The following is a 24,524-nucleotide window of genomic DNA, read 5'->3' on the forward strand; positions in this document are numbered from 1 at the left end:
CTAGACGGTCTCTTCGCCTTTCCAGCGTTCGATTGCTTTCATCGCCGGCTTGGGCAGGTCCATCTCCTTGGCCAGCTCGGCAATCAGGTCGCGCGCGGGCGGGTGCACTTCGCCAAGTCGGACGTAGAGCGCGGAATTGGTGAAGATCAGACCGAAACCGCCGCGATCGCCGAAGCGCGGGGTTTCCTTGGGCAGAGGCGCAGGATCGAACCCGGGCACCAGTTTCCATTCCAGTGCCAGCTTGCGGCTGTTGAGCGTGATGAAGAGCTCTGGCGCGAGCGCCGCGAATGCGTCATCGGACAGCTTGGCGATCAATCCTGCAGCGATCGCCACCGCGTAGCGTTTGCGGCCATCCCGGGCGCGGTGCAGCCAGTCGAGCAGGAACGGCCCGGCATCGGGACCAAGCGGATCGGATCCGGCGCTTTGCAACAGCCGCACCGTCTCCTTGTGCACAGAGTGACCAAGGGGATCGCTGGCGACCGCGGCCTTGAACGCGGCCACGGCGATCTGGCGGCTGGCGACAGCGGCGGCGAGATCGTCTCGCAATGCTGCGAGCCGTTCGGCAGGCAGCGGCATCACCGTTTCGGGCAAGGTTACGATCCCGGCGAGGCGGTCATCGAGTTTGCCGATCCACTTCCCCCGGCCATAGACATAGCCGATCCGCCAATGTCTTTGCCCGCCGAAGATCGCGGTCCAGTGAAAGGCTTCGAACAGCGGCAGAAGGGCAATCGTGTGAACCTGTCCCCACACCAGCGACCGGCACACTCCGTCATCGACCGTCACTTTCAGCAGACCGGGAGCCAGGGCGCGCAACGATGCCTTCCAGGGCGTGCTGGTGAGTCGAACTGCGTCGCTTGGAACCTGACCTTTCCGCTCCAGCATCGAGAACGCGCCATGGTTCGTGAGTTGCCACCCTTCGGGCATGGCTGCACCAGCAATTTCGCGCACCGCTTCTAGTGACATGGGATCGAGCCGGTAACAGCCCCGCCCGCTGGCCGGATCATCGCGGTCGATCATCCACAGGTCCGCAATCGCATACCGGTTCAGGATGTCGTACGGCGTGCCCCAGGTGAAATTGTCGCCCAGCGCCACAGGCTGGTCCGTAATCGCCGGCGGTGAAAAGGCCTTCCATCCGGCCAGCAGTCGCCGTTTTTGGACCTGTCCGACGACAAACAGCACCACCCACAAGCCGAAGTAGGCTGCCGGAATCACGCTCAGCCAGATTGTGACCTTACCGGCCATGGCCTGCGCAGCGAGCACGACCATGGCACAAAGGATCAGAACGGCCTGGATGATCCGGCCGCCCAGCGCCATGACCGCCCAGGCCAGGATCGGGACCGACATGGTCAACCCGAGCAAGCCCGCCGCGAACAGCATGCCCGGCCAGCCCGGCCCTACCGCATGAGCCACCGGCGTCAACGCGCTGCGGATGCCCCAGGCAATGATCAGCGCAATCGCCACAGGAAAGACCAGCGGGTGGAACGGCACCGGCATGGTGCCGATCGGGAAGACCCAGCGAAAGCCCAGCTTGCGCCCCCACGTGCCCAAAGGCCCCTGCATGAACCAGCCGAACCGATTGGGCTTTTTCCCCGTCATGGCGCGGGCTATGCCACGAAACCATGGCGAAATTCCAAATGAACTTCACTGCCGGGCCCGGGCACATCGACGAGCTGGGCCACGTCAACAATGCGGTCTGGGTCACCTGGATCCAGGATCTGGCGACCGGCCACTGGGCCGCGGTGGCTGCGCCCGATCACCAGGCGGCCTATGTCTGGGTCGTGACCCGGCACGAGATCGACTATCGCGGCAATATCGCGCTGGGTGAAAGCGTGACCGGGGAGACCTTCATCCCGACCGGCCCGACCGGGGCGCGGTTCCAGCGCCGGGTCGATTTTCGCGCATCCGATGGCAAGGTGATCGTCAGCGCCAACACCACCTGGGCGATCCTCGATCGCGCCTCGGGCCGGCTGGTCCGGGTGCCCAGGGAAGTCGCCGAACCGTTCCGGCCCTTCGCCGACGAGGTTTAGCCCAGCACCTGCTCTACCGGCACGTAGTCATAGCCCAGGTCGCGGGCCACCGCCTCATAAGTGATCTGGCCTTCGTGGACGTTGAGGCCGGCGGCGAGGTGCGGGTTGGCCTTCAGCGCCGCCTTCCAGCCCAGATCGGCGATGCGCAGCGCGTGGGGCAGCGTGACGTTGTTGAGCGCATAGGTGCTGGTCCGCGCCACCGCGCCGGGCATGTTGGCGACGCAGTAATGGACGATCCCGTCGACGACATAGGTCGGATCGGCGTGGGTGGTTGCCTTGCTGGTTTCAAAGCAGCCGCCTTGGTCGATCGCGACGTCGACCAGCACCGCGCCGGGCATCATCGTCTTGAGCATGTCGCGGGTGACCAGCTTGGGCGCGGCGGCGCCGGGGACCAGCACCGCGCCGATCACCAGATCGGCCGCGGCAACCTCGCTCGCCAGCGCAGCGCGGCCCGAATAGAGCGTGCGGGCGCGTCCTTCGAAATGGCTGTCGAGCCGTTCGAGCACGCCCGGATCGCGGTCGAGGATGGTCACGTCGGCGCCCAGGCCGACCGCCATCTGCGCGGCGTTGAAGCCGACCACGCCGCCGCCGATGACCACGACCTTGGCCGGGAGCACCCCGGGGACGCCGCCGAGCAGCACGCCGCGCCCGCCGTTGGCCTTTTCCAGCGCGGTTGCGCCGGCCTGGATCGACATGCGTCCTGCAACCTGACTCATTGGCTTCAGCAGCGGCAGCGAATTGTCGATCCCGGTGACCGTTTCATAGGCGATCGCGGTGACCCCGGACTTGACCAGATCGGCGGTCTGTTCCGGATCGGGGGCGAGGTGGAGATAGGTATAGAGGATCTGGCCCTTGCGCAGCATCGCGCGCTCGACCGGCTGGGGCTCCTTGACCTTCACCACCATTTCGCAAGCGGCAAAGATCTCGGCGGCGGTCGGCTTGATCGCCGCGCCCGCTGCGACATAATCGGCATCGGACGAACCGATCCCGTTGCCGGCACCGGTCTCGACCCACACTTCGTGGCCATGCGCGACCAGTTCGCGCGCGCTTTCGGGCGTCAGGCCGACGCGGTATTCGTGGTTCTTGATTTCCTTGACGGTGCCGACGCGCATGGGAGCTCTCCGCAGATAGTCTTGTGCGCCTAGAGTACGCCGGTTCGCAGCGAATGTTTCTCCAGAGTTTGCCTTGGATTTGAGCCGATGCGGTGATATTTCCCGTCTTGTAGCCAACTGCCGGACAAATTTTCCATGGACCGTGCCGATATTGCCTTGCTCGAAGCGCTGCAGGACGACTCCTCGCGCTCGCTGGCCCAGCTGGCGGAGCTGGCCGGCGTATCGTCCTCGGCCTGCCACCGGCGGATCAAGGCGCTGGAGGACGCGGGCATCATCACCGGCTATGCCGCGCAGGTCGACAGCGGCAGGCTGGGTCTCAAGCTGCAGGCCTTCGTCGAGATCACCTTGACCAGCCAGAGCCGCGAGGCGATGGACCGGTTCGAGGCGGCGGTCGGCGATTTCGACGATATTCTGGAATGCCACCTGATGAGCGGTCAGGCTGACTACCTGCTGCGCGTCGCGGCGATCGATCTGGAGCAATACGACCGCATCCACCGCGATTGCCTGGCCCGCCTGCCCGGGGTTTCTGCGATGCGATCGGCCTTCGCGATCCGCCGGATCAAGCGCTGGCAGGGCTATCCGGTGCCGCGGGGCTAAGCCATTGCATTCGCGCCTCTGTGCGATAGGTTTGCGCATGTGAACGAACGCAAGCTCTCCGCCTGGGTCGAAGCCGGGGTGATCGACCCCGCGGCGGCAGCGCGGATCCGCGCCTTCGAAGGCCAGCACAGCCGCCCGCTGGCGCTGTGGGCGGTGATCGGGATCGGCGCGCTGGCGATTGCGCTGGGGCTGATCTCGGTGGTTGCGGCCAATTGGGATGCGATCCCGGCCACGGTCCGGCTGGGGATTCACCTTGCCCTGCTGGCGGGCGCGGCGATCGCGTTGTGGGTGCTGCGCGGGCGCAATGCCTGGGGCGAGGAGGCGCTGCTGTTCGTCTTCGGCGCGCTGGGGCTGACCTTCATGGGCCATATAGGCCAGGCCTATCAGACGACCTCCCCGCTGTGGCAGCCGCTGGCCATTTGGCTGGTGCTGTTCGCGCCGCTGTTCCTGCTGCGTGGGCAAAGCTGGCTGGCGGCGCTGGGGCTGGGCGGCGTGCTGATCGTCGCGGTGTGGAGCTTCGCCGCCGACCATGACGCGCGCGACGGATCGTTCCTGGTCTTTGCCCTGCCGACGGCGCTGCCCTTGGTCCTTGCCCCGCTGGGGGCGGTGCTGCGGGTGCGCTCGGACCGCGCGGCGTTCTGGCGGCGGCTGGAAGAGCTCGGCTTCGGCTATGCGCTGGGCGGGGCAAGCCTGATTGCCATAACGAGCGGGATACAGGAACGGGCGACTGGCTGGTATGCTGATCGGGCGTGGACGAACCTAATGATCTGGGCTGCTGCTGCGTTTGCAGCGGCGGCAGCGGTCTGGCTTGTTCGCTCCGACCGTTCGAACCGCACTGCTGCAGTCGTACTCGCTGCTGCGGGCATAGTAGCCCTGCTTGCATGGCCAATTCAGAGCATGCAGGTCGCGGGCGCGCTGCTGTTCATGGCGCTGTGGGCGGTGGTTGCGGCCTGCGCGCTGCGCGGCGGCTGGCGCGGGGTGTTCCAGCTCGCGGTCGCCGTGCTGGCGCTGCGGCTGATCGTGCTGAGCTTCGAGCTGGAGGATGACCTGCTGTCCAGCGGTGCCGGGCTGATCGTCTCGGGCCTGCTGATCCTGGGGATCGCGTGGGTCGCGGTGCGGGTGGCGCGCAAATATGCCCCGGCGAAGGAGGATGCGGCATGAACCGCGCGTTGCTCCATATCGCCGCGCTGACGCTGCCGCTATTCGGGCTTGGCGGAATGTGGCTCCAGGCCGATCGTCTCAGCCGCCAGGGCACCGAATGGGACGTGCCGATCCAGGGCTACGACCCGCGCGATCTGCTGCAAGGGCACTACGTGCAGTTTCAATATGACTGGCCAACCGGGCTGCCCGCTGACGGAAAGCGGTTCGACCTGACATTCGAAGACCTGTGCCTGACCGGGAACGCCCCGGTCATTACCAAAGTACAGGAACGGACCACGGAGGCTTGTCCCGGGTTCATTCGCGCTGGCGAAGCGCAGCAGGGGCGGCTCTATGCCTCGCGGTCCGAAGCACTGCGTCTGCAAGAACGGCTGCGCGATCCCCAACAACAAGGCGTGGTCCGCATCCGGCTGCGCCCCGATGGCCACATCACCCCGCTGCGCATCACCTTCCGCCCGCGTCCGCCGGAGCAGCGGACCGCGCCTTGACCGCCGATTCCGGCCTTGTCGGCACGCTGCTGGCGCGGATCGAGCGCTGGCGCGGTCCGGGCTTCACCACCATTGGCATCTGCGGCGCGCAGGGCTCGGGCAAATCCACGCTGGTCGCGGCGCTGGCCGGACAGCTAGCCGCGCAAGGTGTGCGGGTTGCGACGCTGTCGCTCGACGATCTTTACCTTACCCGCACCGCGCGGCAGCGGCTGGCGCGCGAGGTCCATCCGCTCTTCGCCACCCGCGGGGTGCCGGGGACGCACGACATCGCGCTTGGTCTCGCTGTGCTGGGCGCGCTGACGCAGGGCGAACCCGCACCCTTGCCGCGTTTCGACAAGGCCAGCGACGACCGCGCGCCCGAAAGCCAATGGCCCCGCGCTCCCGCCGATACCCAGGTGCTGCTGTTCGAGGGCTGGTGCCTTGGCGCCGGCCCGCAGGCGGAGGCCGCACTGGCCGAGCCGATCAATGCCCTCGAAGCCAACGAAGATCCGCAGGGCATATGGCGTCGCCACGCTAACGCGGCGCTCGCAGAAGACTATCAGCGCCTGTTCGCGCGGATCGATCGGCTGATTCTCCTGGCCGCACCGTCATGGTCCGTCGTCGCGACCTGGCGTGAGCAACAGGAGACCGATCTGCGGACCAAGGGCGGCGCTGCGGTAATGGACCCGGCCGGTGTCGCGCGCTTCATCCAGCACTACGAGCGGCTGACCCGTCACATCCTTGCGACCATGCCCGCCTATGCCGACCTCACCGTAAGACTCGGTCCGGAGCGCGAGGTGCTCGGCCTGGGCTAAAGCGGGCTGCCGTCCTTGTCGCGGTAGATCTCGCGGCGGCCGACGTGGTTGGCTGGGCCGACAAAGCCGTCGGCCTCCATCCGTTCGACCCATTTCGCCGCGGTGTTGTAGCCGACGCCAAGCTGGCGTTGGAGCCAGCTGGCGCTGGCCTTCTGGCTTTCGAACACGATCTGGCAGGCCTGGCGGTACTTGCGCTCGTCCGGGCTGTCGCTGGCGGTGGCGTCAAGATCGTCGAAGCCGAAGCCGCCGTCCTCGGGCTCTTCGGTGACCGAATCGACGTATTCGGGGCTGCCCTGGCCGCGCCAGAAATCGGCGATCCGCTCGACCTCTTCGTCACTGACGAAAGGCCCGTGGACGCGCATGATCGGCAGGGTGTTGGGCTTGTAGAGCATGTCGCCCTTGCCCAGCAGCTGTTCGGCGCCCTGTTCGCCCAGGATGGTGCGGCTGTCGATCCGGCTGGTCACGGCGAAGCTGATCCGCGTCGGCAGGTTGGCCTTGATCACCCCGGTGATGACATCGACCGAGGGGCGCTGGGTGGCCATGATCAGGTGGATGCCGGCGGCGCGGCTCTTCTGGCTGAGCCGCTGGATCAGCACTTCGACTTCCTTGCCGACGGTGACCATCAGGTCGGCCAGCTCGTCGACGATCACCACGATCTGCGGCAGCGGCTGGTAATCGAGCTGCTGTTCCTCGAACATCTCTTCGCCGGTGTCGGGGTCAAAGCCGATCTGGATGCGGCGGCCCAGCGGCTTGCCCTTGGCCTGAGCGGTGCGGACCTTGTCGTTGAAGCCCGAAAGGTTGCGCACCGACAGCTCGCTCATCTGGCGGTAACGCCGCTCCATCTCCTCGACCGCCCATTTCAGCGCGCGGACTGCCTTGGCCGGTTCGGTCACCACTGGCGACAGCAGGTGGGGAATATCGTCGTAGGACTTGAGTTCGAGCACCTTGGGATCGACCAGGATCAGGCGGCACTGCGCCGGGGTCAGCCGGTAGAGCAGCGAGAGCAGGATGGTGTTGAGCCCGACCGACTTGCCCGATCCGGTGGTCCCCGCCACCAGCAGGTGCGGCATGGTCGCCAGATCGGCGACGATCGGTTCGCCGGCGATGTCCTTGCCCAGGATGATCGGCAGCATGCCCTTGGCCCCGGCGAACTGTTCGCAGGCGACCAGTTCCTTGAAACTGACCATCTGGCGGTCGGCATTGGGCAGCTCGATCCCCATGACTGTGCGCCCGGGGATCGAGGAGACGCGGGCGCTGATCGCGCTCATGTTGCGGGCGATGTCGTCGGCCAGGCCGATCACCCGGCTCGCCTTGATCCCCGGCGCGGGTTCCAGCTCGTACATGGTGACCACCGGACCGGTACGCACCGCGGTGATCTCGCCCTTGACGTTGAAATCGTCGAGCACGGTTTCGAGCAGGCGGGCATTGCGTTCCAGTGCCAGCTTGTCGATCTTCTTGCCCGATTGCGGCGGCGGTTCGTTGAGCAAATCGAGCCCGGGCAACTCGAAGGTGTCGAAAAGGTCGCCCTGGCGGCTGGTATTGGCCAGCTGTGCGGGCCTGGCGGGCCGGGTCGGGTCGCTGATCTCGGGCGGCTTGCGCGGCGCGGCGAGCGGCACCGGCGCGGCGGCGCGCTCGTCACGCGACCTCTTTTCGCGCACCGAAGGCAGCGGAATGGCGTTGCCCAGGCGTTCCAGGCTGGGCCGGCGCCGCAACACCCCGGGCAGGGTGAACAGGCTGCCCCAGTCGATCGCAAAGACCCGTCCGGCAAGGATCGCCCCCCCGGCCAGGCAGGCCACGCCGCCGCCCAGTATCGCCCACGCCTGCCCGGCTTCGGGCAGTTGCGCGGCAAGCCAGCGCAGTCCGCTGGCCCCCAGCAGGCCGGAAATCCCGCCGAAGCTGGCCGGGAACGAACCGCGGGTTTCGGTGACGATCAGCGACAGCACCGTGGACAGCAGGGCCATGGCGAACAGCAGCAGGCCGATCGGCCGCCACCAGGCATGATTGGCGTGAGGCAGGTCCTGGTCTTCTTCCTCGACCAGACGCCACAGCTTGCGCGCCACCACATACATCAGCGGCAGGAACAGCACCGATACCGGGCCGAACAGGAACAGCGCGCGCTCTGCTACCCAGGCGCCGGCGCCGCCCATCCAGTTCTGCGCCGGGCCCGCTGCCGCGGTCGAGGCGCTGGGATCGGTCTGGTGATAGCTGAGCAGCGCCAGGGTGAAGAACACCATCCCGGCACCCAGCAGCAGCGCCCCGCCGATCTCGGCGCTGCGCCGCACCGCGCGCCGGAACACCGCACGCCAATCGACCCGCGCGCCGCGCTGCCCCGCAGAAACCGGTCGTGTCGCCATGATGCTCCCCTTGTCTTGCGGGGCTTTATGCGCGCAGCACTGACTCCCCGTCAAGAATCCAAGGGATTCCGCGGAGTCGCTTTGCCGCAAAAGGCGTCGATTGCAGCCCACATCTGCCAGTCCAGACGCTGCGCCGCCTTGGCGTTCATGCCCCCCAGCGCGATGACCGGAACTTGCGCGCGGGCGGCGATCAATCGGAAGCGCAGCGGACCAAGCGTATTCGCACCGGGATGGCTGCGGGTGGCAAATACCGGCGAGAGCAGCACGGCATCGGCGCGTTGCGCGCGGGCCAGTTCGTGCAGCGAATGCACAGTCACCAGGCGCGGCAAGGCGCTGCCATTTTGCAAGGCCGTGCTCGAACCATAGGCGGCATCCGCGCCCAGGCGGCGCGCCTCGGCAACGCTGCCCGACCAGGCGATCAGATGCCCCCGGGCGTGGGCGAGGCGCTTCAGCGCGGCAAAACGGGTGCGGCGCTTTGCCAAGGGTAAGTGATAGTGGCGGAAAATCAGCCCGCTGCCGCGTGGCAACATTTTCAGCGCGCGGCCCAGCGCCGCATCATTGCGTGCGTCGGAAACGATCCACACTTTGGGCCAGTGTTTCGTCAGGGGCTTCATTCGCGCCATCGCACCGCTATAGCAGCGCCCCATGACCGATCCAGCCACCCGCCTTGCCGATATCCGGAACCGCATTGCCCATGCCGCGCAAATCGCCCGGCGCGATACCAGCGAAGTGACACTGATCGCGGTGAGCAAGACCCATCCGGCCGAAACGATCGTGCCGCTGATCCAGGCCGGCCAGCGCGTGTTCGGCGAAAACCGAGTGCAGGAAGCCCAGGCCAAGTGGCCCGCGCTGCGCGAAGCCCACCCCGGCCTTGTGCTTCACCTGATCGGGCAATTGCAATCCAACAAGACGGATGAAGCGGTGGCATTGTTCGATTGCATCCATTCGCTCGATCGCTCTTCGCTAGTCGCCGCACTGGCCAGGGCGATGGACCGGGCAGGACGGCAGCTGCCGTGCTTTGTTCAGGTAAATATCGGCGCCGAAGAGCAGAAGGGCGGCTGTGCGATCGCTGACTTGCCGACGCTGTTGACCGAGGCGCGCGCTGCCGACCTTCCGGTGATCGGCCTGATGTGTGTGCCGCCGCTGGGGATCGAACCCGCGCCGTTCTTTGCGCTGCTCGACAAGCTGGCGCGCGAACACGGCCTGGCCGGGCGCAGCATGGGGATGTCGGAGGACTTTGAGACAGCGGTTATGCTGGGCGCAACCCACGTCAGGGTAGGTTCGGCGCTGTTTGGCGAGCGGAGTTAGGTCTTGGCAACATTCCGGGCGAGTGTCTTGAACCGCTCGCCAGACGGTTCGCGCACGGTTACTGTGGCATGGCCAGTCTTGCTCAGCTTCCAGTCCTCGACCACGCCGCCGCGGCCCTTGTGTGTTCCGGCAACGACCACGCAGGCATCGCCGTTCACGATGGTGCCGTTGTCGCTCATTCCGCGGACGTGTGCTTCTTCAGCTCGTCCCCGCTCAGCGTGACCACATGCAGCAGGTTGGTCGAACCGGGCGTGCCGAAGGGAACGCCGGCCAATGCGATCAACTTTGATCCTGCGCCGCCAAATCCGTGGCGCAGCGCCATGCGCTTGCCCTTGGCAATCATCTCTTCGAAGCTGCCGATATCCTTGGTCACTACCGGGTGCGCGCCCCACAGCAGCGCCAGGCGGCGGGCGATGCGTTGCGACGGGGTCAGCACCAGCATCGGTACTGATGGCCGTTCGCGCGCGACGCGCCGCGCGGTCGATCCCGATCCGGTGAAGACGATGATCCCTTCGACCTTGACCGTGTTGGCGATGGTCGCGCTGGCCTGGGCCAGGGCGTCTGCGGTGGTCGCATCGGGGCGAACTTCGGTGAAGTGGACCCGCTCGGCATAGCCGGGATCGCGTTCGACCTGTGCCGCGATGCGGTGCATGATCGTCACCGCCTCGACCGGCCAGGCGCCGCTGGCGGTTTCGGCCGAAAGCATCACTGCATCGGCCCCGTCGTAAACCGCATTGGCCACGTCGGAGACTTCGGCGCGGGTCGGGGCCGGGCTTTCGATCATCGATTCGAGCATTTGCGTCGCCACCACCACCGGCTTGCCCGAACGCCGGGTCATGGCGACGATATGTTTCTGCAGCGGCGGCACTTCCTCGGGGTTGAGCTCAACCCCGAGGTCGCCGCGGGCGACCATGATGCCGTTGGCCAGCTCAATGATCTCTTCCAGCCGCTCGACAGCGGCGGGCTTTTCGATCTTGGCCATCAGCGCGGTTTCGCTGCCGCCCATCAGCTTGCGCGCTTCGGCCACGTCCTCGGGCCGCTGGACGAAGGACAGCGCGATCCAGTCCGCTCCTTGCTCCAGGGCGAAGGCGAGGTCGCGGCGGTCCTTGTCGGTCAGCGCCGGGACCGGGACAACCGCGTCGGGGACGTTGACCCCCTTGCGATCGGAGATCACCCCGCCGACTTCGGCCGAGCAGAAGATCTTGTTTTCGTCTGCCTCGATCACTTTCAGGCGCAGCTTGCCGTCGTCGATCAACAGGCGCTGGCCCTTCTTGAGGATGCCGAACAGTTCGGGGTGGGGCAGACAGACACGATTTTCATCGCCCGGCGTCGGATCGCGGTCGAGCGTGAAATGGCCCGAATGGCGGATCACCGCCTTGCCACCGGCAAACTGGCCGACCCGCAGCTTGGGTCCCTGCAGGTCGCAGAGCACGCCGATCGGCCGCGACAGGTCCTTTTCCACCGCGCGAATTGCGGCGATGGTCTCGGCGTGGGTCTCGTGATCGCCGTGGCTCATGTTGACGCGAAAGGCGTCAGCCCCGGCCTGGATAAGCTTGGTGATCATTTCCGGGCTGCGGCTGGCCGGACCCAGCGTTGCCAGGATTTTCACTTTGCGCCCGCGCGGGTCGATCTTTGCCACTGTACCATCTTCCTTTGTTGGCCTCTCCTATGGCAAAGCCGCCGGGAAAGACCAAGGACCGAGCCATGAGCTGCAGCGAAAATACGAATGCGACCCCGGGCGATCCGCTCGAGGCGCTCGACGATGCGGTCGCCGCCGCCGCGTTCCGCCGCCTTGTCCGCCATTTGCGTCACCGCCATGACGCCCAGAACCTCGATCTGATGATCCTTTCGGGTTTCTGCCGCAATTGCCTGGCCGACTGGATCCGCGACGCGGGCGCGCCCTTGGACAAGGACAACGCGCGCGAAGTGATCCACGGCATGCCGGCGGCCGAATGGAAAACACGTTTCCACAGGGAAGCGACCCAGGACCAGCTCGATCGCATGGCCGAGAGCTTGAAGAAGAACGCGCCCGCCCCCTAAGAGCGCGCTCGACCGATTCTCACTTCAACCGGAGCTTACCCCACCATGGCCGATGCCACCGACGACCGCCTGCGCCTGCTGATCGAGCGGATCGAACGCCTTGAAGAGGAAAAGAAGGGCATCGCCGACGACATCCGCGACGTCTACGCCGAGGGCAAGGCGGTGGGCTATGACGGCAAGATCATGCGCCAGATCGTCCGACTGCGCAAAATGAAGCCTGACGACCGTGCCGAAATGGAAATGTTGCTCGATACCTACAAGGCGGCGCTCGGCCTGGGTTGATCTTGGCAGCGGCGCCAGGCTCCCTATCTCGGCTGTCCATGCCACAAGGGAGTAACGCGATGCTGTCCACCACCACCAATGCCGTCGAGGGCCGCCCGGTCCAGAAGTATCTGGGCATCGTTACCGGTGAAGTGATCGTCGGCGCCAACCTGTTCCGCGACCTGTTCGCCAGCGTGCGCGACATCGTTGGCGGGCGCTCGGGCAGCTATGAGGACGTGCTGGCCCGCGCGCGCAAGCAGGCGCTTGAGGAGATGGAGGGCCAGGCCACCGCGCTGGGCGGCAATGCCGTGATCGGGGTCGATATCGACTACGAAGTGCTGGGCGCCAACGGGTCGATGCTGATGGTCAGCACTTCGGGCACGGCGGTCGTCCTTTAGGACCCGATTGAGCCGGAAGCGAGGGCGAGGCCGATGCTGCAGGCATTGGCCGCCACGTGCGCCAGGATCGCCTGCGCCAGCCCCAGCCGCTGGCGCAGGTATCCCAGCACCAGTGCGGCCCATAGCTGCGGCAGGACCAGCGGGACCATCAGCAGGCTGAGCCGCGGGTAATTGGTCAGGTGGAACAGCGCGAAGCCCACCGCCACCGCGTAGAAAATCCACGGAAAAAACCGCGCGAACCAGTCCAGCGGCGCTGGACGCTTGCGCAGCAGGAACCAGCCGATCGGCGCGGCGACCAGGGCTGCAAGCAGGATGCCGCCAGCCGGCCGCGCCTGCGCCGGATCGGTCACCAGGGTCAGCACGGCCGCGCCGACAAGGGCGCAAAGCAGCAACCAAAGCGCGGAGGCACTTCCCCGCTGCCAGCCGCGAAACAACAGTTCCTCTGCAACCGGCGCAAATAGCACGGTCACGGGGACCAGCCATTGCTTCGGGAAAGCGTCGAAGGCCGTGGGCGAGGGCAGATCGAAGGCCTTCTGCCAGGCGCCAAGGAAAGGCAGCAGCACCCCGATCAGGCCGGCAATGAGCAAGGCTGTCATCACCGCCCAGCGCCTAGCGCCTCCATTGCGCCAACCTAAAGGCGGGAGAACGGCGGGCCTCCGCAAGAACTTCAGAAATTCGCCGAGGAATGATTTCGCAGTCTCAGGCGCGTCGGTGGGTCCATCCTCGAAGACTGCCGCAAGTTCAGTATAATCAGTCATGCTGGAATTGCTTCCCCATCCTTGCCCAAAAGGCCTTGCCCGGTGTAAGGGCGCGCGCAATCCACTTCCAGTCGAAACAGGACGCCATGGCCGGCCATTCCAAATTCAAGAACATCATGCACCGCAAGGGCGCGCAGGATAAGAAGCGGGCGGGGCTGTTTTCCAAGCTTAGCCGCGAAATTACTGTCGCGGCGAAAATGGGCATGCCCGATCCCGACTTCAATCCGCGCCTGCGTGCTGCGGTCAATGCCGCCAAGGCGCAGTCGGTGCCGAAGGACAACATCCAGCGCGCGATCGACAAGGCCGCCAAGGGCGATGGCGAGAACTATGAGGAAGTGCGCTACGAAGGCTACGGCCCGGGCGGGGTCGCGCTGATTGTCGAGGCGCTGACCGACAACCGCAACCGCACCGCCACCAACGTGCGCACCGCCTTTGCCAAGAATGGCGGCAATCTGGGTGCCAGCGGCGCAGTCAGCCACGGCTTCGAGCGGCTCGGGCTGATCGAATACGGGGCCAAGGCGGGCGATGCCGACAGGGTGTTCGAAGCCGCTCTGGAAGCCGGCGCCGACGATGTCGAAAGCGATGTCGACGGCCACGCGATCTGGGTCGCGGTGGAAAACCTCCATCCCGTGGCGCGCGAGCTGGAAAAGGCGCTCGGCGAGGCCGAGGGCGTCAAGCTGGCGTGGAAGCCCAGCCTCAAGGCCGAAGTGGGCGAGGCCGACGCCGCCACGCTGCTCAAGCTTATCGACGTGCTCGACGACGATGACGACGTCCAGACCGTGTGGGGCAATTACGAAATTCCCGACGCGGTGATGGAAAAGCTTGGTTGATCATTATCGGCCTTGACCCCAGCCTGACCTGCACCGGCTGGGGCATCGTCGCGAAAAGCGGCAATCGGCTGAGCCACATTGCCAATGGCCAGGTCAGGACGGATGCGAAGGCATCGTTGCCCGAACGGCTGGTCGTGCTCGACCGCGAGCTCAGCGACGTGATCGCCCGCTGGCAACCCACCGACAGCGCGGTCGAAGAAGTCTTCGTCAACAAGAACCCCCAATCGACGCTCAAGCTCGGCCAGGCCCGCGGGGTCTGCCTGCTCGCCCTGGCCCGCGCCGGACTGCCGATCAGCGAATATGCCACGCGGCTGGTCAAGAAGGCCGTGGTCGGTACCGGCGGCGCGGAAAAGGCCCAGGTTCAGGCGATGGTCAAGGTGCTGCTGCCGGGGGTGGTCCTGAGCGGTGCCGATGCCGCCGATGCGCTGGCCGTCGCAATTGCTCACGCCCATTTGGGAACAAGCCGCCAGTCCGGGCATTTACCGGGTTGAAGCGTGCACCTTTCGTCGGCCTGCCCGGCGGAGCAATCTGAGGTTCAAGGACCACGGGCTAGGGGCGGCGCTTGTTTCGCAGCCGGAGTTTCCCCATGCGCCTTGCCAAGACCCTTTCGCTCGCCGCCGTTGCCGGCCTCTCGCTGTCGGCCTGCACCGCCAGTCGCTACCAGATTTCCGATGCGCTGCAGCGCTATGGCCTGTCCGAGAACAAGGCAAGCTGCGCGGCAGAATTCCTGCGCGGACATCTGACGACTGGACAGGTCGATCGCCTAGCCCGCGCCGCGCGCGATTACGACACCGGCGGCTCGCCGACCTTCGGCGATCTGGTGCGTGTCGCCGGCTCGCTGCGCGACAACCAGACCACCTTGCAGGTCGCCGGTGCTGCGCTGGCCTGCGGGCTGGCCGCGGACATACGGATCCCTGGTCTCTAACCCCGCAAGACCTGTCCCGGTGGAAATCTGACGCCGCGCCTTTACGGGCGCGGCGTTTTCCGTCAGGAACAAAGCATGATCGCCCGCCTTTCCGGTACGCTCGACGATTTCGGCCCTGACTGGGCGGTGATCGACGTCGGCGGAGTGGGCTATCTGGTTCATTGCAGCGCCAAGACGCTCGATGCCTTGGGCGCGCGCGGGGATCGGGTGACGGTCCACACCGAACTGCAGGTTTCGGAAAACGACATGCGCCTGGTCGGCTTTGCCAGCGGCGAGGAACGGGCCTGGTTCCGCCTGCTCACCGCGGTGCAGGGGGTGGGCAGCAAGATGGCCCTCGCCGTGCTTTCGGCGCTTTCGACTGATGAGCTATCCCGCGCCTGCGCTGCCGGCGACGCGGCGATGGTGGCGCGGGCGCAAGGCGTCGGGCCCAAGCTGGCCGGGCGGATTGTCAACGAGCTGAAGGACAAGGCCGGCGGCGTGCCCGGTGGGCCGGGCGCGGCAATGGCGGCGGTCCCGGCGGGTTCGGCCAGCGCCGACGCAGTTTCGGCGCTGCAGAACCTGGGCTTCAAGCCGAACGTGGCGACCATGGCGGTGTCACGGGCTATCGAGGAACTGGGCGAGGGCGCGGTGCTCAACGACCTTGTGCGGGTCGCGCTGAAGAGGGCGGCGGGGTAACCTAGCCGCCCCAAGCGTCCTTGTAGGCACGCAGGAAATTTCCGCCGAACAGCTTCTCGAGCCGCGCCTGGCTCCAGCCGCGCTTGGCAAGGTCAGCGGCGAGGCGGCGATAGCGGTCCACCGTATTGTAGTCCGCGACCAGGGTGTAGACACCCACAGCTTCGCCCGGCGCGGCGATGCCGCGCTTGATCCGCTCCAGCGTCCAGTCGTCCATCGCCTTCTTGCTCTTTTCGTCGAGCAGCGTCGGCAGCACCCCGTTGTCGGTGCCGATCCCGACGTGATCGTCGCCGGCGACCCGCGCGATATGCTCGATATGGGCGATCAGCGCCGCGCCGCTGGGGTGCCTGTCAGCGGTCAGGTACGGCATGAAATAGACCCCGATCACGCCGCCCTTTTCGGCCACTGCACGCATCACCTCATCGGCAATGTTGCGGGGGTGATCGTTGAGGGCGCGGGCGCCGGTGTGGCTGATTACCAGCGGGCGCTTGGCGAACTGGGCGGCCTCGATCATGGTCCGCGCGCCGCCGTGGCTAAGGTCGAGCAGCAGTTTTTCCGCCTCGATCCGCGCGATCGTCGCCTTGCCCAGCTTGGTCAGGCCGCCGTCGCGCGGCTCCAGCGCGCCGTCTCCGGCAAGGTTGCCGTTGTTGTAGGTCAGCTGGATCGAAAGCACACCGTCCTTCTTCATCTCGGCCACCCGGTCGAGCGCGGGACCGATCATGCAGGTGTCCTGGGTTCCGATCATCACGCCGAACTTCTTTTCGCGCTTGGCCCTGAGGATGTAAGCCGCGCCGCGGATAAGCACCAGCCGATCGGGATTGGCGGCCAGGGCCTGATGGAACTGGTCCATGCTCTTGCGGTATTCGTCCCACGGATCCGCGACGTTGCCGACCGGCATTACCGTGCCGCGCAGCATGGTCACTCCGGTCGCCATCATCTCGGAAATCGCCCGATCCGACAGGCGCGAGATGGATTCCTCGCCGTAAGGATCGTCCAGGCCGCCCAGCGCGTCGATGACGATTGCCCGGTCGAACCAGTCATCCTTTGCCCTGGATTTGGCTTCGACCGTGGCTGCGGCGGCAGCGGCGAGCGATCCGGCGATCATTGTGCGGCGGTTCAACATTTCGGCTGGCCTTCCCCCAAAGGAAATGCTGGTCTAGCGGCAGCGTCCTGCTAATTCAAATCCGATGGCCAGCGATCCCAATCCCCTCCTGTCCGCCCAGCGCCAGCCCGAAGACGCCGATGCGGCGCTGCGGCCCAAGACGCTGGCCGAGTTTGTCGGGCAGGCGGGGGCGAAGGACAACCTCAAGGTGTTCATCGATTCCGCCCGTTCGCGGCGCGAGGCGATGGATCATGTGCTGTTCTATGGCCCGCCGGGGCTGGGCAAGACCACGCTGGCGCAGATTGTCGCGCGCGAGCTGGGGGTGGGGTTCCGCGCCACCTCTGGTCCGGTGATCGCCAAGTCGGGCGATCTTGCCGCCCTGCTGACCAATCTCGAGCCCGGCGACGTCCTGTTTATCGATGAAATTCATCGGCTTAATCCGGTGGTCGAGGAAGTGCTCTATCCCGCGATGGAGGACCGCGCGCTCGATCTGATCATCGGCGAGGGACCCTCGGCGCGCTCGGTGCGGATCGACTTGCCGCCCTTCACCCTGATCGGCGCGACGACCCGTCAGGGGCTGCTGACCACACCGCTGCGCGACCGTTTCGGGATCCCGGTGCGGCTCAATTTCTACTCGGTGCCCGAACTGGAACGCGTGGTGACGCGCGGCGCTGGACTGCTCGGCATCGGGATCGATCCGGGCGGGGCGCAGGAGATTGCCCGGCGCGCGCGCGGCACCCCGCGGGTGGCGGGGCGGCTGCTGCGGCGGGTGCGCGACTTTGCCCATGTCGGCGGCGATGGCACGATCACGCAGGGCCTCGCCGATGCCTCGCTGACCCGGCTCGAAGTCGATGCACTGGGTCTTGATGCACAGGACCGACGCTATCTCCACATGATCGCCGACATCTACAAGGGCGGCCCGGTCGGTGTGGAAACCCTCGCCGCAGGCCTGAGCGAACCGCGCGACACGGTCGAGGACGTGATCGAGCCGTTCCTGATCCAGCTGGGCCTGATCGCACGGACCGCGCGTGGCCGCTGCCTCAACGATCGCGGCTGGCAGCACCTGGGGCTGACCCCGCCGGGCGGTTCGGCGCCCGACCTATTCGGCGAGGAAAAATAGCGCCTCGACCGGCTCGCCGAGCACCGCGGCCAGTTTCAGCGCTATGATCGTCGAGGGCACGAACACCCCGTTCTCGACCGTATTCACGGTCTTGCGGCTGACCCCGATCGCTTCGGCCAACTGCGCCTGGGTCAGGCCGCGCGCCTCACGCAGTTCCTTCAGGCGGTTGGTCAGGTGCTCAGCCAAGGGCGCGCCGCTCCAGGATCGAAAAGCGGATCAGTGCCGAAAACACCCCCGCGGTAACGATCAGGTGGATCGCCTCGCCGGCAGTGAACGCCCAAACGCGCTGCAGCACGAACAGGATCATCGCCGTCAGCATCGCGCACAGGAAGCCGAGCGACAGCGCCGCGGCGCGGTTGGCGCGGGTGCCCTCATCGTCGAGCATGGCCCGCACTTCGTGGCTGCGCAGCCAGAACCCGCCGGTGGTCAGGACCAGCAGGATCATCGCGCTGGTCACAACCCAGGCGCTGATTCGCACCTGGTCGACCAAGCGCGAGCCGTCGCCATGGGCAAAATAGGCCGACTGCTGAATGATCATGAACAGCCCAAGCACCGGCAGGATCCGCGTACGGCGGCGGGCCAGACGTTCCACGAGTGCGCCATTCGATGCTGATTCGGACATCGTCGATCTTCCTCTCCAAGTAACCTTCGGGTTACATGTAACGCCTGGGTTACATCTGTCAAGAGCGTCTCCGCATTGATCGGTGCCGCGCCATTCCGTTATAAGCCGTCAGCTAACGGTTTCAGAATGGCACACAACTGCTGCCGACCTTCTGAACCGGCACTTTTTCGCGCATCCGGCACCTCAAAAGACGGTTAACCCCATTGTCGGCTTAACCTCTCTCTGTCCTCTTGCAGCTAAGGGGGCGCATTGGCCGGCCAGTCGGTCGGTGCAGTTTCGCTCAACAGGGCAAAGAGAGCAAAGCTTATGTCGGTAAGGATGGCCATTGCGAAACTTGCGGCGCTTGCTGCCGGCGGCGCGGTAATTGGCGGCGGTGCCGTTCACGTTGCCGAAGCCCCTGCAAAGCGGGTGCAATATGTCAAGCATGCTGCGGCCGCCCCGGCAAAGGTTCGCCACAAGGCGGTGCGCCGGATTGCCAAGGGCGAACCGCGCAAGATGAAGCGCATCCGTCGCGTCGTCACCAAGAGCTACACTTGCGCCGCGCAGGATCCGGCACCGCAGATGGCGATGGCCATGCCATATATGCCCCAGCTGCCCGCACAGCCTGCGCCCGAAGGCGGCAGCGGCGGCGGCACCGTGGTGATCGGCGGTTCGGGCGGCTTCGGCTTCGGCGGCGGGTTCTTCGGTGGCTTCTTCGGCGGCAGCGGCGGATCGAGCGGCTCGGTCGTGATCACCTCGACTACCACCGGGTCGACCTCCAGCTCCAGCTCGGGCGGTTCGACTTCCACATCGGGTGGATCGACATCGTCGTCGACCGGCGGGTTGACAAGCACCACCACCACCGGCGGCATCACGTCAAGCTCGACCACATCGACCGGCGGCGTCTCGACCTCGACCGGCGGTGTCTCAAGCACCACGACTTCGGGCAATGTTTCGACCTCGTCGGGTAACGTAACCAGCTCGAGCAGCACCTCGACCTCGTCGGGCAATGTCACCAGTTCGAGCAGCACGTCATCGTCGAGCTCGACCTCGTCTTCGACGTCCTCGTCCACCTCATCCTCGTCGTCGACCTCTTCTTCGACCTCGACCAGCACCGGCGGTGAAACTTCTTCGGGAACGACCTCTGGCACTACATCGGGTACCACTAGCGGCACCGAAGTTCCGGCGCCCCCGATGCTGGTCCTGTTTGGTGCAGCAGCTGCTGCGGTCATCAACCGCCGCCGCCAGCCCAAGGGCGACAGGGTCGCATAGTCCCGGATAGCATCACACAAACAAAAAAGGGCGGCCCCGCAAGGCCGCCCTTTTCCGTTGTTTGCCAGGCTACTGCCAGCGTCGTTCAGCTTGCCAGCTTCCTCAGCACATAGTGCAGGATACCGCCGTTGTTGAAATACTCGATCTCGTTGGCGGTATCGATCCGGCACAGCGCGGTGAAGGTGAAGGTCGAGCCGTCCTTGCGGGTGACTTCGACCGTCACGTCCTGACGCGGGGTCAGGCTGGCGACACCGTGGATCGTGAAGGTGCAATCGCCGTCGAGGCCGAGCGAATTGCGCGTGTCGCCGTCCTTGAACTGCAACGGCAGCACGCCCATGCCGACCAGGTTTGAGCGGTGAATGCGCTCAAAGCTCTCGACAATCACCGCGCGCACACCCAGCAGGTTGGTGCCCTTGGCCGCCCAGTCGCGGCTTGAACCGGTGCCGTATTCCTTGCCCGCGACGACCACCATCGGCACGCCGTCGGCCTTGTTCTTCATCGCCGCGTCGTAAACCGGCATGACTTCGCCGTTATAGCGGCTCATTCCGCCTTCGATGCCCGGAACCATCTCGTTCTTGATCCGGATATTGGCAAAGGTGCCGCGCATCATCACTTCGTGATGGCCGCGGCGCGCGCCGTAGGAGTTGAAGTCGGCCTTGGCGACCTGGTGCTCCATCAGCCACTGCCCCGCCGGGCTGTCGGCCTTGATGTTACCGGCCGGGCTGATGTGATCGGTGGTGATCGAATCGCCCAGGATCAGCAGCGGCTTGGCATCGACGATGTCGAGCACCGGGGCCGGGGTCATGCTCATGCCCTCGAAATAGGGCGGGTTGGCGACATAGGTGCTGCCGGCGCGCCACTGGTAGGTTTCGCTGCCGGTGACGTCGATCGCCTGCCAGTGCTTGTCGCCCTTGTAGACGTCGGCATAGCGTGCCTGGAACATCGAGCGGTCGAGGCACGAGGCCATGGTTTCGGCGACCTCGAGGTTGGTGGGCCAGATGTCCTTCAGGAACACGTGCTGGCCGTTGCTGCCGGTGCCGATCGGGGTCGTGGTGAAATCCTCGATCACCGTGCCCTTCAGCGCATAGGCGACCACCAACGGCGGGCTGGCGAGGAAGTTGGCGCGCACGTCGGGCGAAACGCGACCTTCGAAGTTGCGGTTGCCCGAGATGACTGCCGCGGCGACCAGCCCGTTGTCGTTGATCGCCTTGCTGATCGGTTCGGCCAGCGGACCCGAATTGCCGATGCAGGTGGTGCAGCCATAGCCGACCAGATTGAAGCCGATATTGTCGAGGTGTTGCTGCAGTCCGGCCTTGACCAGATAGTCGGTCACCACCTGGCTGCCGGGAGCGAGCGAGGTCTTGACCCACGGCTTGGGCTTCAGACCCAGCGCGTCGGCCTTCTTGGCGACGAGCCCTGCGGCGACCAGCACGCCCGGGTTGCTGGTGTTGGTGCAACTTGTGATCGCGGCGATCATCACGTCGCCGTCGCCGATGTCGAAATCCTTGCCTTCGACCGCGACGCGGCTGTTGGCCTTCTTGTAGACCTCGGCCATGTCCTTGGCGAAGACGTCGTCGACGTGGGTCAGGTCGACCCGGTCCTGCGGGCGCTTGGGCCCGGCAAGCGAGGGCACCACGCTGCCCATGTCGAGTTCGAGGGTGGACGAGAACACCGGTTCGACCGACGGATCGATCCAGAAGCCCTGTTCGCGGGCATAGGCTTCAACCAGCGCGATCTGGCTTTCCTCGCGGCCGGTGAGGCGCAGGTAGTCAAGCGTCTTGTCGTCGATCCCGAAGAAGCCGCAGGTCGCGCCGTATTCGGGGGCCATGTTGGCCAGCGTCGCGCGGTCAGCCAGGCTCAGCGAGGCAAGGCCCGGGCCGTAGTATTCGACAAAGCGGCCGACCACGCCGTGCTGGCGCAGCAGGTTGGTGCAGGTCAGGACGAGGTCGGTGGCGGTGACGCCTTCTTTCAGTTCGCCGGTCAGCTTGAACCCGACCACCTCGGGGATCAGCATCGAAACCGGCTGCCCGAGCATTGCCGCTTCGGCCTCGATCCCGCCGACGCCCCAGCCAAGCACGCCCAGGCCGTTGATCATCGTGGTGTGGCTGTCGGTGCCGACGCAGGTGTCCGGATAGGCCACGGTGACGCCGTCCTGGTCCTTCGAGGTCCACACCGTCTGGGCGATGTTCTCAAGGTTGACCTGGTGGCAGATTCCGGTGCCCGGGGGCACGGCGTAGAAGTTGTTGAGGCTCTTCGATCCCCACTTGAGGAAGTCGTAGCGCTCCATGTTGCGGTGGTATTCGATCTCGACGTTTTCTTCGAAGGCCTTGGGATGGCCGAACTCGTCGACCATGACCGAGTGGTCGATCACCAGGTTGACCGGGACCAGCGGGTTGATCCGTGAGGTATCGCCGCCCAGCGTGGCGATCGCATCGCGCATCGCCGCCAGATCGACCACGCAGGGCACCCCGGTGAAGTCCTGCAGCAGCACGCGGGCCGGGCGGTACTGGATTTCCTCGGACGATTCGGTGGGATTGTGCTGCCAGTCGATCACCGCCTTGACGTGGTCGGTCGAGACGGTGAAGCCGCCGTCTTCGAAGCGGAGCAGGTTTTCCAGCAGAACCTTCATCGAAAAGGGCAGGCGGCTGACATCACCTAATTTGGCCGCAGCCTTGGCCAGCGAGTAATAGGCATAATCCGTGCCGCCGACGCTAAGCGTGCTGCGCGTGCCGAGTGTATCCTGTCCGACCTGGGTCATCCCGCGTGATCTCCTGAACTGTGGAACCTGCGCGCCGCGCGACCGTATTCGCAGCAGCAGCATGGCCTGTTGTCGGCGCCGCCGATGCGCGTGATTCCATTGCGCGTCAAGGGTGCGGGACGCACTATTCGATTAAAGTGCGGTCTGTTCGGTGTGCCCGCGCGCGGCGATCCAACAGCCGATCACGATCAGCACGGCACCGGCCACGGTTGCACTTGTCAGTTTCTCGTCAAACATCAGCCAGCCCATCAGCGCAGCCCAGATGAAGGCGGTATATTCGATCGGCAGCAGCACCTGGGTTTCGGCCCGGGCATAGCCCCAGGCGATCAGCATCAGCGATGTCATCGCCAGGACCGCCGACAGGCCGACGCCCAGCCATTGCGCCAAGGGCAGCCAGACGGCGAACCACGGCGCGAAGACGGACAGGACCAGGCCAGTAAACACCGCCTGGAACAGGGCGATCTCCACCGGATCGGCAATCTGGGCCTGGCGGCGCTGCAGGATCAGGTTCCAGGCATAGAGCACCGCCGACAGCAGGATCGCGGCGATCCCCAGCACGGCTTCGTCGTCCAGCCCGCCCTGGCTGAACCGCGCCGCGCAGATAACAGCGACTCCGGCCAAGCCAAGCAGTGAGGCAAGGACCGCCTTGCGCGTCACTTTCTCGCCCAGCAGGATCGCGGCAAGGTAGAGCGCGATCAGCGGCGCAATGAACGAAATCGCGATGCCTTCGGCCAATGGCAGCTTGGTGATGCCATAGAAGAACGACACCGCCATGCCGGCCGTATTGGCCCCGCGCAGCGCGTGCAGCCGCATTCGCGGAGCAGGTGGCAGGGTGCCGCCGCGCGCCTTCCACAGCGGCGCCATCAGCACAGTCCCGGCGGCCGAGCGCCACAGCATCGCGCTGTAAGCCCCGACTGCCAGGCTCGCGCCCTTCATCAGCGCGTCCATGATCGAAAAGCAGGCGATTCCGATCGTGACCGCCACGAAGGGCAGCAGATGGTGGTGACGATGCTGGCCCGCAGGCACCTTGGTTCTCCCCTGCCCGGCTGGGTAGGGGAGCCCGGCGATCAGGGCAAGGTCACAGCGTCTTGATGATCCCCGAAAAGTCGCTGCCGCCGTTGCCGGCATCGCTGAACGCTGCGTAGAGCTCTTCGGCGCGCTGGCCCATCGGCACCCTGGCGCCGACGCTGGCGGCAGCTTGCATCGCCAGCTTGAGGTCCTTGAGCATCAGCGCCGCGGCGAACCCGCCCTGATAGCCGTTGTCGGCCGGGCTGGCTGGGCCGACCCCGGGGACAGGGCAATAGCTGGTCATCGACCATGACTGGCCCGAAGCCTTGCTGGAGATGTCGTAGAAGGTCTGCAGATCGAGCCCGAGCTTGTCGGCAAGGGCAAAGGCCTCGCACGTCGCGATCATCGTCGCGCCGAGGATCATGTTGTTGCAGATCTTGGCCGCCTGGCCCGCGCCCGATGCTCCGGCGTGGATCACCGCCTTGCCCATCGCGGACAGGATCGGTTCGGCGCGCGCAAAAGCCGCATCGCCGCCGCCGACCATGAAAGTCAGCGTGCCGCCATTGGCCGCAGCGATCCCGCCCGAAACCGGGGCGTCGACCATGGCGTAGCCGGCGGCCTCGGCCGCCCCGGCAACCTTGCGCGCGGTATCGACGTCGATCGTGGAGCAATCGAGCAGCAGCGCCGACGGGGGGGCCTTGCCAATCACCTCGGCGGTGTAGACGCTTTCGACGATCTTGCCATTGGGCAGCATCGAAACCACTGCATCGACGCCTTGGACTGCTTCGGCAACGGTCGGATGGACCGAGCAGCCGTTGCCCTCGGCCCGCGTTGCAGCTTCGGCGGATAGATCGAAAGCGCGAACCACGTGCCCGGCCTTGACCAGGTTGGCGGCCATCCCGCCGCCCATGTTGCCAAGGCCGATGAAAGCGATTTTCATG

The 24,524-nt window shown here is 65.8% G+C and carries 28 protein-coding genes; 14 read left to right on the forward strand and 14 right to left on the reverse strand.

Going from position 1 to position 24,524, the window contains the following annotated elements; translation table 11 throughout:
* Positions 1-1,596 carry a hypothetical protein gene (locus tag ACFFF7_RS11695; protein ID WP_379481530.1) on the reverse strand — a complete coding sequence of 532 codons (1,596 nt, stop codon included), beginning with the start codon at positions 1,594-1,596 and terminating at the stop codon, positions 1-3.
* Between the two features lie 23 nt (positions 1,597-1,619).
* Between ACFFF7_RS11695 and ACFFF7_RS11700 the strand changes: the two genes are divergently transcribed.
* Positions 1,620-2,027 (forward strand): acyl-CoA thioesterase, encoded by a 408-nt coding sequence (locus ACFFF7_RS11700; protein ID WP_379481531.1) that lies wholly within the window; start codon positions 1,620-1,622, stop codon positions 2,025-2,027.
* On the opposite strand, the gene ald is transcribed toward ACFFF7_RS11700, so the two are convergent.
* A complete protein-coding gene (gene ald, locus ACFFF7_RS11705) occupies positions 2,024-3,139 on the reverse strand; it encodes an alanine dehydrogenase (RefSeq protein ID WP_379481532.1) in 1,116 nt (371 codons plus the stop codon). The two genes, ACFFF7_RS11700 and ald, sit on opposite strands and share 4 nt — an antisense overlap.
* 135 nt (positions 3,140-3,274) lie before the next feature.
* Between ald and ACFFF7_RS11710 the strand changes: the two genes are divergently transcribed.
* Genes ACFFF7_RS11710 through ACFFF7_RS11725 form a run of 4 tightly spaced genes read left to right on the forward strand, consistent with a single transcriptional unit; the run spans position 3,275 to position 6,176 of the window.
* Positions 3,275-3,736 (forward strand): Lrp/AsnC family transcriptional regulator, encoded by a 462-nt coding sequence (locus ACFFF7_RS11710; RefSeq protein WP_379481533.1) that lies wholly within the window; start codon positions 3,275-3,277, stop codon positions 3,734-3,736.
* 39 nt (positions 3,737-3,775) lie between these two features.
* Positions 3,776-4,897 (forward strand): DUF2157 domain-containing protein, encoded by a 1,122-nt coding sequence (locus ACFFF7_RS11715; RefSeq protein WP_379481534.1) that lies wholly within the window; start codon positions 3,776-3,778, stop codon positions 4,895-4,897.
* Entirely contained in the window at positions 4,894-5,382 is a 489-nt protein-coding gene (locus ACFFF7_RS11720) for a GDYXXLXY domain-containing protein (protein WP_379481535.1), read from the forward strand. Before ACFFF7_RS11715 ends, ACFFF7_RS11720 begins: the two co-directional genes overlap by 4 nt.
* Positions 5,379-6,176, forward strand: coding sequence for a kinase (locus tag ACFFF7_RS11725; protein WP_379481536.1), 798 nt, complete (start codon positions 5,379-5,381; stop codon positions 6,174-6,176). The genes ACFFF7_RS11720 and ACFFF7_RS11725 overlap by 4 nt, the downstream gene beginning before the upstream one ends.
* On the opposite strand, the gene ACFFF7_RS11730 is transcribed toward ACFFF7_RS11725, so the two are convergent.
* Positions 6,173-8,530 (reverse strand): DNA translocase FtsK, encoded by a 2,358-nt coding sequence (locus tag ACFFF7_RS11730; protein WP_379481537.1) that lies wholly within the window; start codon positions 8,528-8,530, stop codon positions 6,173-6,175. The genes ACFFF7_RS11725 and ACFFF7_RS11730 overlap by 4 nt on opposite strands.
* A gap of 50 nt (positions 8,531-8,580) precedes the next feature.
* On the reverse strand, positions 8,581-9,144 hold the full coding sequence (locus tag ACFFF7_RS11735; RefSeq protein WP_379481538.1) for a thiamine phosphate synthase: 564 nt from the start codon (positions 9,142-9,144) through the stop codon (positions 8,581-8,583).
* Between the two features lie 31 nt (positions 9,145-9,175).
* On the opposite strand from ACFFF7_RS11735, the gene ACFFF7_RS11740 reads away from it, so the two are divergent.
* Positions 9,176-9,838 (forward strand): YggS family pyridoxal phosphate-dependent enzyme, encoded by a 663-nt coding sequence (locus tag ACFFF7_RS11740; protein ID WP_379481539.1) that lies wholly within the window; start codon positions 9,176-9,178, stop codon positions 9,836-9,838.
* Here the strand turns inward: ACFFF7_RS11740 and ACFFF7_RS11745 are convergent.
* On the reverse strand, positions 9,835-10,017 hold the full coding sequence (locus ACFFF7_RS11745) for a KOW domain-containing RNA-binding protein (protein WP_379481540.1): 183 nt from the start codon (positions 10,015-10,017) through the stop codon (positions 9,835-9,837). The two genes, ACFFF7_RS11740 and ACFFF7_RS11745, sit on opposite strands and share 4 nt — an antisense overlap.
* Positions 10,014-11,477: a pyruvate kinase gene (gene pyk / locus ACFFF7_RS11750; RefSeq protein WP_379481541.1), complete on the reverse strand. Its 1,464-nt coding sequence runs from the start codon at positions 11,475-11,477 to the stop codon at positions 10,014-10,016. Before pyk ends, ACFFF7_RS11745 begins: the two co-directional genes overlap by 4 nt.
* Before the next feature lie 65 nt (positions 11,478-11,542).
* Between pyk and ACFFF7_RS11755 the strand changes: the two genes are divergently transcribed.
* The 3 genes from ACFFF7_RS11755 to ACFFF7_RS11765 are packed head-to-tail and all read left to right on the forward strand — an operon-like array spanning position 11,543 to position 12,537.
* Positions 11,543-11,878 (forward strand): DUF1244 domain-containing protein, encoded by a 336-nt coding sequence (locus tag ACFFF7_RS11755; RefSeq protein WP_379481542.1) that lies wholly within the window; start codon positions 11,543-11,545, stop codon positions 11,876-11,878.
* Positions 11,879-11,923: 45 nt separating this feature from the next.
* Positions 11,924-12,160: a DUF2312 domain-containing protein gene (locus tag ACFFF7_RS11760; protein ID WP_379481543.1), complete on the forward strand. Its 237-nt coding sequence runs from the start codon at positions 11,924-11,926 to the stop codon at positions 12,158-12,160.
* Positions 12,161-12,219: 59 nt separating this feature from the next.
* Entirely contained in the window at positions 12,220-12,537 is a 318-nt protein-coding gene (locus tag ACFFF7_RS11765) for a YbjQ family protein (RefSeq protein ID WP_379481544.1), read from the forward strand.
* On the opposite strand, the gene ACFFF7_RS11770 is transcribed toward ACFFF7_RS11765, so the two are convergent.
* A complete protein-coding gene (locus tag ACFFF7_RS11770; protein ID WP_379481545.1) occupies positions 12,534-13,133 on the reverse strand; it encodes a CPBP family glutamic-type intramembrane protease in 600 nt (199 codons plus the stop codon). The genes ACFFF7_RS11765 and ACFFF7_RS11770 overlap by 4 nt on opposite strands.
* Positions 13,134-13,381: 248 nt before the next feature.
* Here ACFFF7_RS11770 and ACFFF7_RS11775 point away from each other — a divergent pair, with 248 nt between their 5' ends.
* The 4 genes from ACFFF7_RS11775 (at position 13,382) to ruvA (ending at position 15,725) form a co-directional block, all read left to right on the forward strand.
* Positions 13,382-14,125, forward strand: coding sequence for a YebC/PmpR family DNA-binding transcriptional regulator (locus ACFFF7_RS11775; RefSeq protein ID WP_379481857.1), 744 nt, complete (start codon positions 13,382-13,384; stop codon positions 14,123-14,125).
* A complete protein-coding gene (gene ruvC / locus ACFFF7_RS11780; protein ID WP_379481546.1) occupies positions 14,122-14,616 on the forward strand; it encodes a crossover junction endodeoxyribonuclease RuvC in 495 nt (164 codons plus the stop codon). The genes ACFFF7_RS11775 and ruvC overlap by 4 nt, the downstream gene beginning before the upstream one ends.
* 95 nt (positions 14,617-14,711) lie before the next feature.
* A complete protein-coding gene (locus tag ACFFF7_RS11785) occupies positions 14,712-15,050 on the forward strand; it encodes a hypothetical protein (RefSeq protein ID WP_379481547.1) in 339 nt (112 codons plus the stop codon).
* Between the two features lie 75 nt (positions 15,051-15,125).
* Positions 15,126-15,725, forward strand: coding sequence for a Holliday junction branch migration protein RuvA (ruvA, locus tag ACFFF7_RS11790; protein WP_379481548.1), 600 nt, complete (start codon positions 15,126-15,128; stop codon positions 15,723-15,725).
* Position 15,726: 1 nt separating this feature from the next.
* Here ruvA and ACFFF7_RS11795 read toward each other — a convergent pair whose 3' ends face one another.
* On the reverse strand, positions 15,727-16,845 hold the full coding sequence (locus tag ACFFF7_RS11795) for a dipeptidase (RefSeq protein WP_379481549.1): 1,119 nt from the start codon (positions 16,843-16,845) through the stop codon (positions 15,727-15,729).
* Between the two features lie 64 nt (positions 16,846-16,909).
* Between ACFFF7_RS11795 and ruvB the strand changes: the two genes are divergently transcribed.
* Positions 16,910-17,944 carry a Holliday junction branch migration DNA helicase RuvB gene (ruvB, locus tag ACFFF7_RS11800; RefSeq protein WP_379481550.1) on the forward strand — a complete coding sequence of 345 codons (1,035 nt, stop codon included), beginning with the start codon at positions 16,910-16,912 and terminating at the stop codon, positions 17,942-17,944.
* On the opposite strand, the gene ACFFF7_RS11805 is transcribed toward ruvB, so the two are convergent.
* The 6 genes from ACFFF7_RS11805 to mmsB form a co-directional block, all read right to left on the reverse strand.
* Complete coding sequence (locus ACFFF7_RS11805; RefSeq protein ID WP_379481551.1) at positions 17,924-18,130, reverse strand: helix-turn-helix transcriptional regulator; 207 nt, start codon at positions 18,128-18,130, stop codon at positions 17,924-17,926. The two genes, ruvB and ACFFF7_RS11805, sit on opposite strands and share 21 nt — an antisense overlap.
* Entirely contained in the window at positions 18,123-18,566 is a 444-nt protein-coding gene (locus ACFFF7_RS11810; protein WP_379481552.1) for a hypothetical protein, read from the reverse strand. Before ACFFF7_RS11810 ends, ACFFF7_RS11805 begins: the two co-directional genes overlap by 8 nt.
* Positions 18,567-19,093: 527 nt before the next feature.
* Positions 19,094-19,777: a hypothetical protein gene (locus tag ACFFF7_RS11815; protein ID WP_379481553.1), complete on the reverse strand. Its 684-nt coding sequence runs from the start codon at positions 19,775-19,777 to the stop codon at positions 19,094-19,096.
* 125 nt (positions 19,778-19,902) lie between these two features.
* Positions 19,903-22,575, reverse strand: a complete 2,673-nt coding sequence (gene acnA, locus ACFFF7_RS11820) for an aconitate hydratase AcnA (RefSeq protein WP_379481554.1) — start codon at positions 22,573-22,575, stop codon at positions 19,903-19,905.
* Positions 22,576-22,707: 132 nt separating this feature from the next.
* Complete coding sequence (locus ACFFF7_RS11825; protein WP_379481555.1) at positions 22,708-23,601, reverse strand: DMT family transporter; 894 nt, start codon at positions 23,599-23,601, stop codon at positions 22,708-22,710.
* A gap of 52 nt (positions 23,602-23,653) precedes the next feature.
* A complete protein-coding gene (gene mmsB / locus ACFFF7_RS11830) occupies positions 23,654-24,523 on the reverse strand; it encodes a 3-hydroxyisobutyrate dehydrogenase (protein WP_379481556.1) in 870 nt (289 codons plus the stop codon).
* Position 24,524 lies beyond the last annotated feature (1 nt).

This window comes from Novosphingobium aquiterrae (assembly GCF_042434435.1).
Lineage (GTDB): Bacteria > Pseudomonadota > Alphaproteobacteria > Sphingomonadales > Sphingomonadaceae > Novosphingobium > Novosphingobium aquiterrae.